This is a genomic window from Dyadobacter sp. HNCC25DJ185, from assembly GCF_056895195.1.
Genome location: NZ_JBXHAR010000015.1, coordinates 10419 through 26067, shown reverse-complemented (window position 1 = coordinate 26067; position 15649 = coordinate 10419). Strand labels below are relative to the sequence as shown.

The window sequence follows — 15649 nt, the reverse complement described above, 5'->3', positions numbered from 1 at the left end:
GATCATGAAGACATTTTTTAAAGCGATATATACCTTGGTCGCGGTGCTCACTGTAACATCCTGTGACGACCTTACTTCCATCAATACCAATCCGAAAGCGTATCAGTCGGGAACGGTGCCCGGAGAGACTTTCTACAGCAATGCTTCCCGAAATCTGGTCGATGCCGTTACCTACGGTTTTTTGTTCAAAATCATCTCCCAGCAATTTGCCCAGACCACCTATTTCTCCGAAAGTGCCTATAACCTGGTAGATGTGGGCAGCAGTTTCTGGGTGTCTATGTACCGGGATGTTTTGCTGGATTACGAGGAATCCAAAAAGATCATTACCGAGAAGCCAAGCCTTTTCCCTGCGGTAGACCAGAACAAGCTGGCGTTGATTGAGATCATGGAGGTATATACCTACTCCCTGCTGGTCAACACTTATGGAAACATTCCTTATGCAGGGGCGGTCAATACCGCATTGAAGGCGGAGGCGCTCGACTCCGATAACCTCACGCCCGAATACGACGATGCTGCCGCCATTTACGACGACCTGTTCACCCGCCTGGACCAGGCGCTCGCGAAGCTGGACCCCGCTGCTGCAGGCTTCGGGTCGGCTGACCTGATCTACGGAGGGGATGTTGATATGTGGATCAAATTTGCCAATTCATTGAAGTTGAAAATGGCCATGACATTATCCGATGTAAATGCGACGAAGGCCAAAGCGATGGCCGAAGCAGCAGTGAAGGCCGGTGTATTTACTTCCAATGACGAGGTGGCCAAGCTGGATTATCTGCCTACCACGCCCAACACCAACCCGATCTGGGTGAACCTGGTCCAAAGTGGCCGCGAGGATTACGTGGCCTCCAATACCCTCATGGATATGATGAAAGCGCCCGCCGCGGACGACCCCCGCATTCCATTGTATTTCACAAAGGATAACGCAGGTGGTTATACGGGCGGCATTTATGGCAGGAGCAATTCCTATGTGACTTATTCCAAGGCTGGGCCTACCATGACGGCGGAGACGGCCCCGGGCGTGCTGCTGGATTACGCCGAGGTGGAGTTTTATCTTGCCGAAGCTGCGGCAAGGGGATATACTGTAGGAGGTACCACGGCTTTGCACTATGCCAGCGCCATCCAAGCGTCCGTTGAATTCTGGGGCGGAACTGCCGCAGCCGCAGCCGCTTATCTGACCGACAAGGATGTTGCTTTTGCCACCGCATTGGGCACCACCGACCTGAACAAGATCGCCAGACAGAAATACATTGCGATGTTCAACCGGGGCCTCGAAGCTTGGACAGAATACCGTCGGCTCGATTACCCTACCTTCAACGCGCCCCCGATCCCACAGGGCGATTTCCCGATCCGCTATACTTATCCTAACTCCGAACAGACCACCAATAATGCCAGCTACACCGCCGCTGCATCGGCCATAGGAGGTGACAAGGTGACGACAAAGGTGTTCTGGGATATCAAGTAGCAAATACTTTGCTGCTTCAACCCCGACAGGTCTGTTAACACAGCCTGTTGGGGTTTGTTCGTTGTTACGGCAAATATGATCGCTTGACAATGACCTTGCTGCGCTCGCTTCCATCGGAAAAGTGGATTTTCATAACATAGCTGCCCGATGGCAGGTTTGCGACATGGATCCGGGACGATTTCGCAGCAGCCGCATCAAGGTCTCGGACTGGCTTGCCAGCCAGATTGTAGATCGTGATTTTTGAGATCTTGCTGTCGCCCAGCAATAACTGCAATGATTGACCATCGTCGACCGGGTTAGGGTATGCGATCAGGTCCTGATTTTCAAACTTGACGATTTGAATACGACTGTGAGCGAAAGTGCCGTCAGTATCCATCATTTTCAGGCGGTAGTAACTGGTATTGGATTCAGGATGGTTGTCTGCAAATGTATAGTCGGTCATTTCGGAACTTAGCCTTTTGGCAGGGATCGTACCTATTTTTTCCCAGGTTTTGCCCGTAGTGCTTCGCTCAATGTCAAACCGTTCGCTGTTGATTTCATGGGTGGTCGTCCAGGTAAGCAATGCCATTTTTCCTTCCGCTTTTGCATCGAACTCCTTGAGTGTTACCGGGAGGGCAATTCTTGGATCGTTCTCTGCAAATAATTCCGCAAACGCTTCAAACATGCCACTGGTGACCAATGCGGACTTCGGAACAAAATCATTGTTTTGTTTCGTCGCGTACAGGATGCCCGGATCACCTGGCGTGTAATGTGCAAACACGGCCACAGAGTCGGGTAGGGGCGTAGTGAGCAGGAAGTCATTTTCCCAAATATCGTTCCGATCTACATCCGAATTGACTGGGTTCATTCCTGGCTGTCCCGGAGTGGCCGTAACATCTGCACAATCCGACACGATCATGTCCACGGTTGAAGACGATTCCAGATCCCTGCGGCCCGGATAAGTACGGACACAAATGATCTGGTAAGGCCCAGGTCGCTCCGCCTGAAATGTGATCTGGTCACTTGTGGTCGTGAAAGTCTGCTGCGTAGGCAACACTGTCCAGTTGTGGATATATATGCCATTGGAAGGAGCTGACAGGGATATCGTGATGTTTGCTGTGTTATCCTCAGTAGTTCTTTTTTCGCTGAAAGGATAGCAGATTGCACTTGTTACGATGACGGGCGCTGGCGGGAGTGGGAGGGCGGGGCAGGAAGTACTTCCGGTTAACAGGCCTTCCGCGAAACCCATGCCGGCCCAATCTAGAAGTTTCGCAAATGCGTGGAGGGTATTGATGTTATCTGACCTTCCATAAATAGCGGTAAATGGCGTTTGTCTGGCGGGTCCTATTATCGCATTTACTTCCATGACATTCAATAATTCACGTTGGTTTTGGGTTAAAATAGGCCCTTGGTAATCAATGGAACTGAAAGATGGCAAGAAACAAAAATTAAATTCCCCTGTTGGTTTAATGAGCTTATTTGGGACATTATATGTCGTTATCCCTCCTGGTGGAAAATCGTCATTAAACGGGCTTGTGTATTTTCTATTAATTCCTACGGCTTTAAATAGTATTCCCCAAGCCCCCACACGGAGCACCGTTTCGAACTGGTTGATCTGATTAGTGTTAGCTTCAATATTTGTATTTTGAAGCAGCCAGGGTGTATAACTCCTGAATATCCTGAACCCATAATTATAATGCTCAAAGATAGCCCGATCGGATGCGTCCATGCTGGCATGTATCATGGCGATATTGCGGCAATTCTGGGGATAGCCTCCATTACCCATTGCATTCAGTGCGCTACGAAACGTATCAAAATCCTGATGCTTCCCACCTACATTTGGATAACCTGCCTGATGGATCATCATCTGCTTGGCGGCGGGAGTAGCCAATGCGGAGTAAAAGTTTCGCCAACGTTTTGCGAAGAATTTTAAAACCACTTGCGAAAGCACGGTTACACTTAAATCATACGGAAGCGATGTCAGCCCAACAGGAACGTTTGCACCTTGATTAGGTGTGTCATAGCAAATCAATAGACTTACGTTGTGCGACTGCCCGTTGTTTTCCATTTCCCTGAGCGCCCATCTCGCCACGAGCCCACTCATGCTCTCACCTAGAACAATGTTTTGATGATTGCCCTGCTTAATCGTATTCACTTGCTGTATAACTGCTTTCATTACCTGCGCATTATCCTGAATAGCTGCGCGTCCATCGTCATAATTGATCACGACTAGGTCATATCCTTCAGATAGAAACTGGCTCAACGGGCCTTTGTATTTCGCTTCAATATTATCCAATGAAACGTCTTGCCCCATGTCAAAACCGTCGCCAATGATGATCGGTTTGTCGAATATCTGATCACAGCCGTTGATAATTCTGATTTCCCCTCCAATTAACATGGTACGGGCCGATCTTTCTGAGGAATTGGTGTCAGAGGTAAACCCTGGTGCGGTAACCCGTAACTCTTTATACGGCTTAATTCTTTCAAGTTGTTTTACGTCTATGAAAGTTTCGAAAAGGTAAGTAACATCATGTGTCGTAAGTCTGATACGGATTTTTTGCTTCCCGGTATTTTCAAAGGTATGAGGTATTAATTGTTGGGATATCGGATAGCTTTTATAACCTTCCCCTTCACCAAAACCAATTTCAATGTTCTTAATGATATCCGGATGACTGGTAAAGAAAAGTTCTGGCCGAATTTCCAGGGAGACGTCAGCCTGATAAACTTCATCCTGCAATACCGACGCATAGACGATCGGGATCTTTTCGTAAGCAGAGAAGTCAACAACTTTCCCAGCTTTCTTTTTTAACTCATTGTCTGCAATCTGCGCATCGGTAAGGTAAATGCCTTCCAGGTTCATAATGCCAAGAGGCACCACGTTGCTTTTCGTCAATTTGCCGGGATCAGTTTCAATCAGTTTTTCTAAATGGGGCATGTGATGGGTCAGGTCAGCATCGATCAGTCTTTCATACAGATTTTCCCATTCTTCCGCCGAGACAGTCTCTGTCTTTGGAGTTTTATTCCTGGTGAGGTTTTTAAAATAGTCGATTTCAGCTTGTCCTGTCCAGGCATTGTTGAGCAGCAGGGTTTTGCCAAGACCAGACAGTTCAAGTTTATTCAATTTTTCTTGCCTCAATTGTTCAAAATCCTGCGCCTGCCCGGCAGAAATAAGCAATAGAAAAAGCTGAAGAAAACTACATAGCTTTCCCCTCCAGCATGTGTGTACATGTTTCATTGGAATTGGTTTTAAGTGGAAGATTTAATCTATTTCGGAATTAATTGAAATTCATATTTGGTTTTCAGGCCGACCAGCGCTGTACAGCAGATATCAGTAGGCTCATCATTTTTGAAAATCTTATGTCCTTTATACAGTTTATAAAATTTGGGATTTGTATTCGGGTAAAATGGAATAGCAACCGCGATTGCATTATATTTTGTAGACACTTCACCCACAAATTCGAACTTGCCCTCTTTATCAGAATAAACTTCTTTCAGATCTGTGTCAATTGTAAAATTCAATCCGCTGAAAATGATTTGAACGCTGTCTACCGGTTGTTTGGTGACCAAATCGGTAATGGTGCCGTAAATGACGGTTGTTCGCTCCTTTTCACAACTCGAAAGGATGAAAATGCAGCTAAAGAGAAGAGTGGCTACTGACTTAAAGCAACTTATGGAGCATGTAGCGTTTTGTTTCATGAACAAGGGGTTTAAATTATCTTGGTTTTAATTGAAATTCGTATTTGGTTTTCCCGCCAATAAGTGCTGAACAACAGGTATATGTCTCCTCGTCGTTTTTGATTACTTCATATCCACTATACATCTTTTGAAATTTTGGATTTGTGTCGGGGTAGTAGGGGATTATAACCAGGACGGTGCCATATTTTGTGGACACGTCACTTACAAATTCAAACTTCCCATCTTTATCAGCGTAAATCTCTTTCAATATTGTAGCGTTGGTAAAAACCAAACCGCTGAAAATAATCTGGATGCTGTCCACGGGTTGTTTGGTGACTATATCAGTAATGGTGCCGTAAATGACGGTTGTTCGCTCCTTTTCACAACTTGAAAGGACGAAAATGCAGCTAAAGAGAAAAGTGGCTACTGACTTAAAGCAACTTATGGAGCATGTAAATCTTTTTTTCATGAGGTAGGCAGATTATTTACTTGGGAATTAACTGAAAATCATATTTCGTCTTTTTGCCAATGGCAGCGGTGCAGCAATTTGAGGTTGCGATATCATCTTTTTTAATATAATAGCCCTTATAGCTACACTGAAATTTGGGATTTCCCATGGGATAAAATGGTATTGATATGTATACAGCGTTATATCGTTTTTCAGCGGTAACGACCAATTCATAATTCCCATTTTGATCGGAAGACACATTCTTCAATTTGGTGCCGGTTAGAAATTGTGAACCACTTATTTCGACCATGATACTGTCAACTGGCCGGTTAGTTTGATCAGTAATCGTACCATATACTACAGTAGTTCTATCTTGTTTTTTACACCCTGCCAGTATGGAAATAATGCAAATGAAAATGTATGCTATTGATTTGCAATATATTGTCTGATATGTAATAGTTCTTTTCATAGAGCGGATAGTCAAATTATTTATGTATTAACTGAAATTGGTATTTGGTTTTCGCGCCGATAATAGCAGTACAGCAAATAACAGTTGGCTCGTCGTTTTTAAAAATTTTGTGTCCTTTATAATGTTTCTGAAACTTCAGATTTGTACTTGGATAGAATGGAATAGCAACCTCGATAGCGATATATTTTGTGGACACTTCACCCACAAATTCGAACTTGCCATCTTTATCAGAATAAGTTTCTTTCAAATCTGTGTCAATTGTAAAACTCAACTCGCTGAAAATAATCTGAATGCTGTCCACAGGCTGCTTGGTGACTATATCGGTAATGGTGCCGTAAACCACAGTTGTTCGCTTTCCAAACCCATCGCAGTTATTAAAAAGTAAGGTTGATCCTGTAACGATTAGCGTTAAACGTAATGCATTAAGTACATGTTTTATGACAGGCTTTTGAGGTTTTAGTGTGTCTTTGAAGTGTAAATTTTTGGAGCCGACGCAAAAGTTACTTATGCACAAGTAGAAGAATCATTTTGACAAAAAGCGAAAGCAATTATTTAAAGGTCGATTTTGTGCCCGAACGGAAATGAGGAATTATTTGGCTGATATTTAAATATCAACCAAATAATCTATTATTATTTTTGATCGGGGAGCGGAGATTAGCAGGTTTTGAAACTTACCTTAATTCAACCCCCTCCCATTCGACAAATCCAATACCAACACATTCCCCTTCGGAGAAACCCTGAACACCTGATCACCACCAGGTTTTGAAAAAGCCCCGGAAATAGCAGGAACAGAATAGTCCAACCCTTCAAACTGACATTGCACCTGGTTCGGATTAACTGTTTTAAAAGGCAGATTTTCGTCTTTTGCTACATTCAGGTCCAGAAACCAGTTTTGTGCGGGAGCGCCGGTGAGGGATATCTTCATTTGGTTTTCAGTCAGATCCATCACCAAGGTGCCTTTGAATGTTGTGAGAGGCCATGAAATGTGCAGCTTGCCCTCGGACGGGCTGGTGATCACCGGGTCGCCGCCTTTGATCAAAACCTCTTTGCCGTCTACATTCGCTTTAAAACGCAACCCGGCCAGCTGATCGTTTTTACTCCACAAATAGCCGTCTACCACCGGAAGTGTGAAAAATGAGCATTCATTGGAAGTAGCCTTTTCGGTGGTGTAGACGGACGGTAGTTTTTCGTCGAACATATGGATGTCGCGGATGCGCAAAGAACCATTTTCCCAGAGCAGGTTGGCACGGTAAAAGCGGCTGTTGAACCAAACGGTTTTCTGGTTTCCACCCGGCAGGTCGTTGTTGGCCGTGAAAGAAGTAGCCGGGGTTAGTTTGAATTTCTTTTTGAACCAAAGCCCCGAAGCCTCCAGTGTTTCTACTTTTACTTTTCCTTCATCCCTCAATTTGGCAATCAGCGGCATCTGGATTTCAAAGCCTTTGGACATCGCATTCCAGGTAAATGAATTTTCCTGACCGGCCTGGGTGTAGTTGAAAGCCATCGACTCGCCTTCGACAAACTCCTTTAAAAACCAGCTGACCCAGGTAGCACTGCCACCAGCTTCCGGATACACGGGTTCGAGCGTGATCACGCCCTGTCTGCTGTTGCCCAGTCCGGTATCGTACTGGCGGATCGGGTCGCTGCCCAGCATCCTGAAAATGGGCACCGGTAACTGTTTTTCCGTGGTTTGTGCCGGCATGTAGGAGTTGATCCTGCTCGGGTAATAAGCCTGGTTCCAATAGCCACCCCAAAGCGTGTAGCCGTCTGTACCATATTGGTCTTTGCAGTTCGCCGAGGCCACGATATGGTATTTGTCGTACATATAATTCAAAGAATGCGCATCGATAAACCAGGAAGCAACCGATTTCGGGTAATAGCCAAAAATTCCCTTAAAATCAGCCATATACACGTCAATAAGCTTCTCGCGTTCCTGCGGGGTGTACCCGGTTGAAAAGCCTACATCGGCGTGCCAGTCCCAGGGGTAGCGTCCGCGCCATTTTAACCCGGCCTTTTCAACCAGCGGCTGCGGCAGTTCCCACCATGCACCGATTTCAAATGTTCCTTTGGGCAAATCCTTTAATAATTTCTGGTAACGCGGATCAATCAAAGCATCATACTGGAGCAGAAAAGATCCGCCCAGCCTGTATTTTTTCATGATCTCAACCTGCCTGACGACAGTTTGGTACAATACATCCTGCGTAATCAGCGGGTCACGGGGTTCCAGCAAGCGAATGAAATTGACAATGTTGATGATTTTCGGATTGTCTTTGCCCTTTTTAGGCGTGCTTTCCCGAGGGTTTTGAATGATAAAAGAGGATAATATACTGATGCAGGCGAATGCAATAGCGGTCAATGTGAGGATAACAGCCTTTTGGCTTTTCTGGATCATAGCAGGTAAAGGAATATTTTGCGCATAAATATAGCATCCCAACCTCACAGATCGGGTAGCAGCTTTGCGTAAAACACGCAATCAATTGGTTTTGATCAGCCTGACGACATAACCCCCGCCGGCTTCCAGACGCACGGGCAGGCTGGTTTTGTTCGAGACGGTTTGGGTGGAAATACGATAGTCGGCAGCATAGCGGTCGGCATTGATCCCGTCGGCACAGATCGTCGCCTGGTAGCTGCCGTCGCCGAGAAAATCAAGCGGGAGCGCGAAGTCGTGGGGCGACTGGCCCGACATGGCGCCAATGTACCAGTCGTTTCCCTTCCTGCGTGCGGTGACGATATATTCGCCCAGTTTGGCGTCCAATATGCGCGTTGTATCCCAGGTGGTGGGTATGCTCCCAAGCAAATGCATGAACTCAGGCTCCATGAGGCCCTGTGCGGGATTTCCGGAAAAGAATTGCATCGGGCTTTCATATACGACAAACATGGCCAGCTGCTGGGTGCGGGTTGTCATTGAAGTGACATTCTCGGTCCCGTATTTAAATGATTTTTGCGTCGAATTGGTGAGCTGGCCCGGCTCGTAATCCATCGGGCCGCCCACCATCCGTATAAAAGGCAGCAGCAAATTGTGCCGGGGCGTTACCTTATCGCTCCACATATTGTATTCCGAACCAAGTACTGCCTCGCGCGTCAAAGCGTGGGGGAACGTCCTGTTGAAACCTGCCGGTTTGAATGCGCCGTGAAACATGAGCATGATCTTGTGCCTCGCGCAGGCTTCTGCGACTTTGAAATAAAACGCAACGGCCTGCTGGTCGTCCCGGTTGATGAAATCGGTCATGATAAAGTCGACGCCCCATCGATTAAACTGTTCCAATGCCGGTTCCAGTTGTTTTTCAAGGGTCAGTGCCAGCGTCCACATGCTGATTTTAATACCCTTTTCCTTTGCATAGGCGACGATTTCGTCCATATCGATTCCCGGCGTGATCTTGAAAAGATCATTATTGTCGCTCCATCCCGCGTCCATCAGGATCCTCTCAAAACCAAATTTTTTGGCGAAATCGATGTAGTATTTGTAAGTCTGCGTGTTAACCCCGCTTTTGAAATCAACATTAAAAATATTGGAGGAAATGATCCATTCCTCCGTCGCTTTGCCGGGTTTTATCCAGGAAACATCCGCCACCCGCGACGGTGACCCGAGCCGGTAAACCAAGTCGTTGACCGGCAGGTCCTTGTCCCGAGGCGCAATAACGATTACCCTCCAGGGGAAACTCCGGGTGCCTTTGGTTTTGGCAATAAACCCGGCCCTTTGGGTCACATACTTTTGAGAATAAAGGTCCTTGGTTTCGGCGACTGCAGCAGGGTAAGGTGCAAAGTCGCCCATCAGGCCGTCGCCCGACACGCGCCTGAGGAACATGCCGGGATAGTTTTCCAGGTCCGATTCGGTAATAACGATTTTGGGCGCATCGTTTTGGGCAATGAGCACCGGCGTAAAAAACAGACCTTTTTGCGAAACACTATCCAGTGTTTTGATCCCATAAAGCTCCTCAAAACTGGTATGGTAAATGTCCATATTGGGTGAAGGCACCACTTCAGGCATGTAAGTCAGCGGGTTACCGGGGAAACGGAAAGTAGCGATCTCATTTTTTACTTCTGTTTCCTCCTTGAATGAAGTGACTATCCGATAAGCCGCGCCATCGTCGTAAGCCCTGAAAATGACCGCAAAACCGTTCGAAAGCTCGACCCTGAGCTCATTGTAATGATCCGGAATGTGCCTTCTTTTCTCAGGGACCGGGGAGACGATCATTTCATCATGCGTACCTGTCACGAATTTGGGTTTTGCCAAACCCTGCGAAAGCCTTTTGCCGCTGGTCAAAACCATATCGATTTTCGACGGTGAAATGATCGGCTTATTTTTATAAGAAACCTGGTAGGTAAGTATCGAATCAAGCGTTACCGAAATCCGGACAGACTGGTCTGGCGAACTGACTTCCTTCACACGGGCAGCAAGCGAAGAAACAGAAATGAGGACGAGCAGCAGCAGAATTCGGAGCATAGTTGTTTAGGAATAGTCAATTAACTTTCAATATCCGGGATTTTGGGCAGCCACCCCACCGGAACCCAGTGCAATATTGCGGTCAACCTCGGATTGCGGGATAGGCAGCAGCTCATGCTTGCCAGCCTGGAAATAGCTGATCGGCTCACCGCCCAGCAATGCCAGTTTTCCGGCGGTGCGCCAGCGCATAATGTCGCGGCTGCGGACCTGCTCCCCGGCCAACTCCACCTTTTTCTCGTGCGCCACCGCTTTGAACACCTCATCCTTGGTATTGCAGGGAAACAAGGCATTGGGAAAGGTACTCAATTTAGCGGTTTTCAAATCTTGTCTGCTTCTGATTTCGTTCAGGCGGTCGATAGCGCCCTGCATATTGCCGGTTTCATTTTCACATTCGGCGAGCATCAGCAACACCTCGGCATAGCGGATCAGACGTCGGTTAATCGCGCTGGCCACATTGCCCGGCATGGCGTTTTTGTAGCTCAATGTGTATTTTTTCCAGGATTCCTGCGTCATCACACCTCCGGCCCATTGGTCGCCAGGCTCGTAAAAAGTCGATTTTTTGCGAATATCGGCGGCTTCGAAATCACTTTTCAGTTTCGGCGCGGGCAGGACAATCCCGTTGCCGGTATTCATATCGTATTGCCTGGTCCCATTGGTAGATTCCCGGTACAAACCCTGCGCATAATCGTCGCCCTCGTCTTCGGCAGCGGAAGGAGAGGGCGAAAATATTACTTCAAAAATAGATTCCTTGTTAAACTCGGTTTCCTCCTGAAAGTTTTCATTGCTATTGGCCACGAGTGCATACAAATTGGAATTCCTGACTTTTTCAAGATAGATTTTGGCATTGGGATAATCGCCCATTTGCATATAGATCCGGCCCAGCAATGCGTTGGCGGCGCCTTTGGTTACCCTTCCATTGTTCGCTGCGTCATAGGTAGCAGGCAAAATTTCCGCTGCTTCTTTCAGATCGGCGATGGCGGCTTCATATACAGTTTTCTGCGGCGAACGGGGAACAAATCCGCTGAAATCGGTCACCGGACTGGTAATCAAAGGCACGCCGCCCCAAAGACTGGCGAGTTCGAAGTAAGAAAACGCCCTCAGAAATTTTGCCTCGGCCACCACCCGGTTTTTCAAGGTTCCCTGCGGATCGTCCGGATCGATTTGGATCGCATTGGTGATCACCACATTGGCGCGGTGGATCACAATGTAAAATCCTTTCCATACCCGCTCTACGTAAGAGTTATTGACTCCCAGGGTTCCGCGCAGGATTTCGCCCCGGTCGTCGGCCAGTGTCGTTCCTACGAAATCATCGGAACGAAGGTCTTGCAGCCAGATATAACAGTTTCCAACGAGATAACTGCCATTGAGCGTCGTGTAGGCTGCATTCACGCCTTTTTCCAGTTCGGCGGCGGTTTTGAAATAGGTTTCTGAAGTGACGGCGTTGGGGTTTACTTTGTCGAGCTGTTTTTCGCAGCCGGTAAGCAAGGTAAACAGGGCGATCAGTGCGGGTATGCAATTATATTTTTTCATAATGTCGGATAAAAAGAAGATTAAAAACCCAGTTGCAATCCTAATGTAAATGACCTTGCGGCAGGGTATTGACCATAATCAATCCCGTTGGTCAGGTTGCCTGCGCCGCGGTTGCTGCCAATTTTCATACCGATTTCCGGATCGTATCCCAGGGTATACTTGGTAAAAGTCAGGATGTTTTGGGAGGCCAGATAGATCCTGAATTTCGAAATGGCCCCATTGGTTTTCTTGGCTAACAGATCGGACGGAAGCTCGTAACCGATATTGATGTTTTTCAAACGCAGGTAGGAAGCATCCTGCAACCAGCGCTGCGATACCCTCGAATTATCGTTAGGGTCGCTCCATTTGATGCGGGGATTGGTCGTACTGTGGTTGTCGGCCGTCCAAGCGTTTTCAAACGCTGACAGGCTTCCGCCCAATGGCCACCTGAAAGCGCCTGCATATACGCCGATGCCGCTGTATATTTCGCCGCCCTGCACACCCTGGAAAAGAATTGAGAGGTCGAAATGCTTGTAACTCGCGGTGAGGTTAAGACCATACGTGAAGTCGGGCAGAAATGAGCCGATTACCTTCCGGTCTTTGTCGTCAACAATGCCATCGCCGTTCAGGTCGCGGAAACGGACGTCGCCGGGCGCGGTGGCCGAACTTTGGTAAAAAGCAGTCGCTGAACCAGTTTTGGACCTGGCCGCCACATTATCCGCGTCCACTTCGGATTGATTTTGGTAAATGTGGTCGAAATCCCAGCCGTAGAATGATTGGATCGATTCTCCCGCGACCGTCCGGGTTACCGGTACTCCCCAGCTTGAAAAGTAGTTGCCGTCGCCTCCGTAAATCACCCCGCTGGGCGAATCGAGCCGGAGTACCTTGTTCCTGACCACGCTGATATTGCCGCTTACGCCCCATGTAAAGTCGCCTTTCCGCGGAGCGCGGTAACCCAGTTGCAATTCCCAGCCTTTGTTGCGCATTTTGCCAATGTTGACGTCCGTAAACTGGACATAACCAAAGGAAGGCGGGGTAGGGGCTTTCAGGATGAGGTTGTCGGTGATCCGGTTGAAGTATTCGGCGGTAACGGTGAGCGAATTATTGAAAAATGCTGCGTCCAGACCGATGTTCAGCTGGTTGGTTTTTTCCCATTTCAGGTTTTGATTGGCCAGCTTATTGTAAAAGGAAGCATTGACCACATTTTCGTTATTAAATGGATAGGATGAATTGTACACCAGTGACTGCCATGGATAATTGCTCAGCGCGGTAGGATTAAGCCCCGTAACCCCATAACTCGCCCTGATTTTCATATCCGACAAAAAGGAAATGGTTTGCATGAAGCTTTCCTGCCCCAGATTCCAGCCTACCGAGGCAGCCGGGAAATTGGCGAACTTATTCCCAGGCGCCCAAACCGACGATCCGTCGCGGCGGATACTCGCATTCACAATGTATTTTCCTTTATAGGCGTAACCCAAACGAGCGACGTATGAAGTCAGCAGGTTTTCTTCTAATGCGTTCAATGCGCTGATGTTGGTGGCGCCGTTCAATGTTTTGATCGCCGGATTGGATTGTTTGCCCGACATCATTTCTGTCCGGATGCGGCCGCTCTGGGCCTCAAAAACCAGGATTGCATTTAAATGGTGGTCTGTACCAAGTGTTTTGTCGGCTGTCAACTGCTCCGAGTAAAGCAGCGACGAATAGGCATTTCGATTGCTGGAAATCGTCGAAAGACCATCATTGGTTTTAAAAGTGTTATTGCCGTCATTGACCAGGTAGCTGTTATCCGCTCCGTTTTCCAATGAATTGGCGTAGTCGATGCCAAATGTACTGCGGAATTTGAGCCAGCTCAGCAGTTTCACATCCAGGAACGCACTACCCAATATCTTAGTGGTATTTCTCCTGAAAACAATGTTTTCAATGTCGGCGATCAGGTTGGGGAACGGGTGGCCGTCGATTGCATCCCCGCCTGCTTTGATCCAGGCGCCTGTATTGGGGTCCTTCACCGGCAAATGCGGGAGCGCAAACTGCAGTAGCGAAAGCGGTGTGCCCTGGTCGCCCGTCTGGCCATCGGCGTTGTTGTACAATTGGGATGAATAAGCGATCAGCAGGTTTTGGCCGAATGTAAATCGGGGGCCCAGATCATGGGAAGAATTGATCCTGAAATTATACCGGTCAAATCCTACGCCTTTCACGATGCCTTCCTGCCTGGTGTAGCCCGCGGAACTGTAAAAGGTAGACGCATTGCTGCCTCCTGAAATGGACAGGTTGTTGCCGGTCATCAATCCCTTTTTAAAATACAGGTCTTGCCAGTCTGTATTGGTTTGCGCGTAAGATTGTGTGGCACCCGGATAAGGCAGCTTGCTCATTTCGGCGGTGGTGTACCGGCTCGGGCGGGCCGATGCGTTCTCGTCGTTAGCCCCGGAGAACATAGCGTCCATAAACCGCATGCGCTGGTCTGTGTTCATCGGGTCCAGCTTGCGCCAGGCCGATTCGACACCTGTGTACGAGTCGAGGTTAACCGTCATTTTTTTGTTGCGCTGGCCTTTTTTTGTCGTCAGCAAGATCACGCCGTTGGTGGCGCGGGAACCGTAAATGGCCGCTGCGCTGGCGTCTTTAAGCACTTCAACGGATTCCACGTCGCGGTTATCGAAGCTGGAAAGGTTGGTGGTGGGGAACCCGTCGATCACGTAGAGCGGGTCGGTAGAAAAGCTCACCGAGCTTACGCCGCGGATCCGGATATTGGGGGACGTTCCGGGCGAGCTCACATTGGTTACCGTGAGCCCGGCCACGCGGCCCTGAAGCGCCTGGCCTACCTCCGCTACCGGCAATTCGGTAAGTTCTTTGGCAGATACCTTGGAGATCGCGCTCGTAAGCTCCCGCTTGACCTGTGTGCCATAACCCACCACGACTACTTCATCGAGCGATTTGGGATTGGGTACCATTTGGACCGCAAGGCTGGTCTGGCGCCCGAGCGTTACCTGCTGGCTTTGGTAGCCAACGTACGAGAAAACCAATACCTCGGCTTGATCGGGAACAGCCAGCGTGAAATGGCCTTCCGCATTGGTAGAGGTTCCTTGCGTGGTGTTTTTTACAACTACGCTTACGCCGGGCAAGCCTTCGCCTGTCTCGCTTTTGACGGTCCCGTTGATTGTTTTGTCTATCGAAGTCGGCTGGGGGGGATTGGCGGGTTTAGCATCATCGGGCGTTTCGGGCTGACTGCTGAGGATGATCTGGTTCCCGATCGGACGGTAACCAATTTGCAGAGGTGTGAGCAGTTGGTTCAGGACGTCCCGGAGCGACTGGTTTTGCGCCACCAGGGAGGTCCGTCTTTCGGCCTGGATGGCCTTTGGGCTGTAAGTGAATTTGACACCTGTAGTATTTTCGATCCGGTTGAGAATGGTTTTGACCGGCAGGTCCTCCGCCCGGATGCTCAAATGCTTATCCAGCATTTCCTGCGCGGGCGACTCGATGGCATAGGTCAGCTGGAGGCTGATCAGCGCAATGAGCAGTTGTGTAAAGGATATTCTCATAACTGTCCTTAACAGGTCAACATTTAGTAAGGGTTTTTTCATAGATTTGATCAGCCTTTACGGCAGTTTTTGAACGATTGTAGAAAGTTGGACAAAAACGGTCCCCTTACATTTGTTTTACAAATGCATCCGG

General features: G+C 48.2%; 9 protein-coding genes. 1 reads left to right on the top strand and 8 read right to left on the bottom strand.

The window, feature by feature from the left end; genetic code table 11:
- The first annotated feature begins 4 nt into the window (after positions 1 to 4).
- Positions 5 to 1462, top strand: coding sequence for a SusD/RagB family nutrient-binding outer membrane lipoprotein (locus AC1XUF_RS30310; RefSeq protein WP_483345625.1), 1458 nt, complete (start codon positions 5 to 7; stop codon positions 1460 to 1462).
- A gap of 64 nt (positions 1463 to 1526) precedes the next feature.
- On the opposite strand, the gene AC1XUF_RS30305 is transcribed toward AC1XUF_RS30310, so the two are convergent.
- The 8 genes from AC1XUF_RS30305 to AC1XUF_RS30270 form a co-directional block, all read right to left on the bottom strand.
- Positions 1527 to 4676 (bottom strand): T9SS type A sorting domain-containing protein, encoded by a 3150-nt coding sequence (locus tag AC1XUF_RS30305; RefSeq protein WP_483345624.1) that lies wholly within the window; start codon positions 4674 to 4676, stop codon positions 1527 to 1529.
- Between the two features lie 29 nt (positions 4677 to 4705).
- Positions 4706 to 5137: a hypothetical protein gene (locus AC1XUF_RS30300; protein WP_483345623.1), complete on the bottom strand. Its 432-nt coding sequence runs from the start codon at positions 5135 to 5137 to the stop codon at positions 4706 to 4708.
- Between the two features lie 16 nt (positions 5138 to 5153).
- Positions 5154 to 5585 (bottom strand): hypothetical protein, encoded by a 432-nt coding sequence (locus AC1XUF_RS30295; protein WP_483345622.1) that lies wholly within the window; start codon positions 5583 to 5585, stop codon positions 5154 to 5156.
- 464 nt (positions 5586 to 6049) lie between these two features.
- Positions 6050 to 6547 carry a hypothetical protein gene (locus tag AC1XUF_RS30290; RefSeq protein WP_483345621.1) on the bottom strand — a complete coding sequence of 166 codons (498 nt, stop codon included), beginning with the start codon at positions 6545 to 6547 and terminating at the stop codon, positions 6050 to 6052.
- A 162-nt stretch (positions 6548 to 6709) separates the two neighbouring features.
- Complete coding sequence (locus tag AC1XUF_RS30285) at positions 6710 to 8422, bottom strand: hypothetical protein (protein WP_483345620.1); 1713 nt, start codon at positions 8420 to 8422, stop codon at positions 6710 to 6712.
- 81 nt (positions 8423 to 8503) lie between these two features.
- Positions 8504 to 10474, bottom strand: a complete 1971-nt coding sequence (locus AC1XUF_RS30280; RefSeq protein ID WP_483345619.1) for a glycoside hydrolase family 97 protein — start codon at positions 10472 to 10474, stop codon at positions 8504 to 8506.
- A gap of 27 nt (positions 10475 to 10501) precedes the next feature.
- A complete protein-coding gene (locus AC1XUF_RS30275; protein ID WP_483345618.1) occupies positions 10502 to 12004 on the bottom strand; it encodes a RagB/SusD family nutrient uptake outer membrane protein in 1503 nt (500 codons plus the stop codon).
- 20 nt (positions 12005 to 12024) lie between these two features.
- Positions 12025 to 15516 carry a TonB-dependent receptor gene (locus AC1XUF_RS30270; protein WP_483345617.1) on the bottom strand — a complete coding sequence of 1164 codons (3492 nt, stop codon included), beginning with the start codon at positions 15514 to 15516 and terminating at the stop codon, positions 12025 to 12027.
- Between the last annotated feature and the right edge of the window lie 133 nt (positions 15517 to 15649).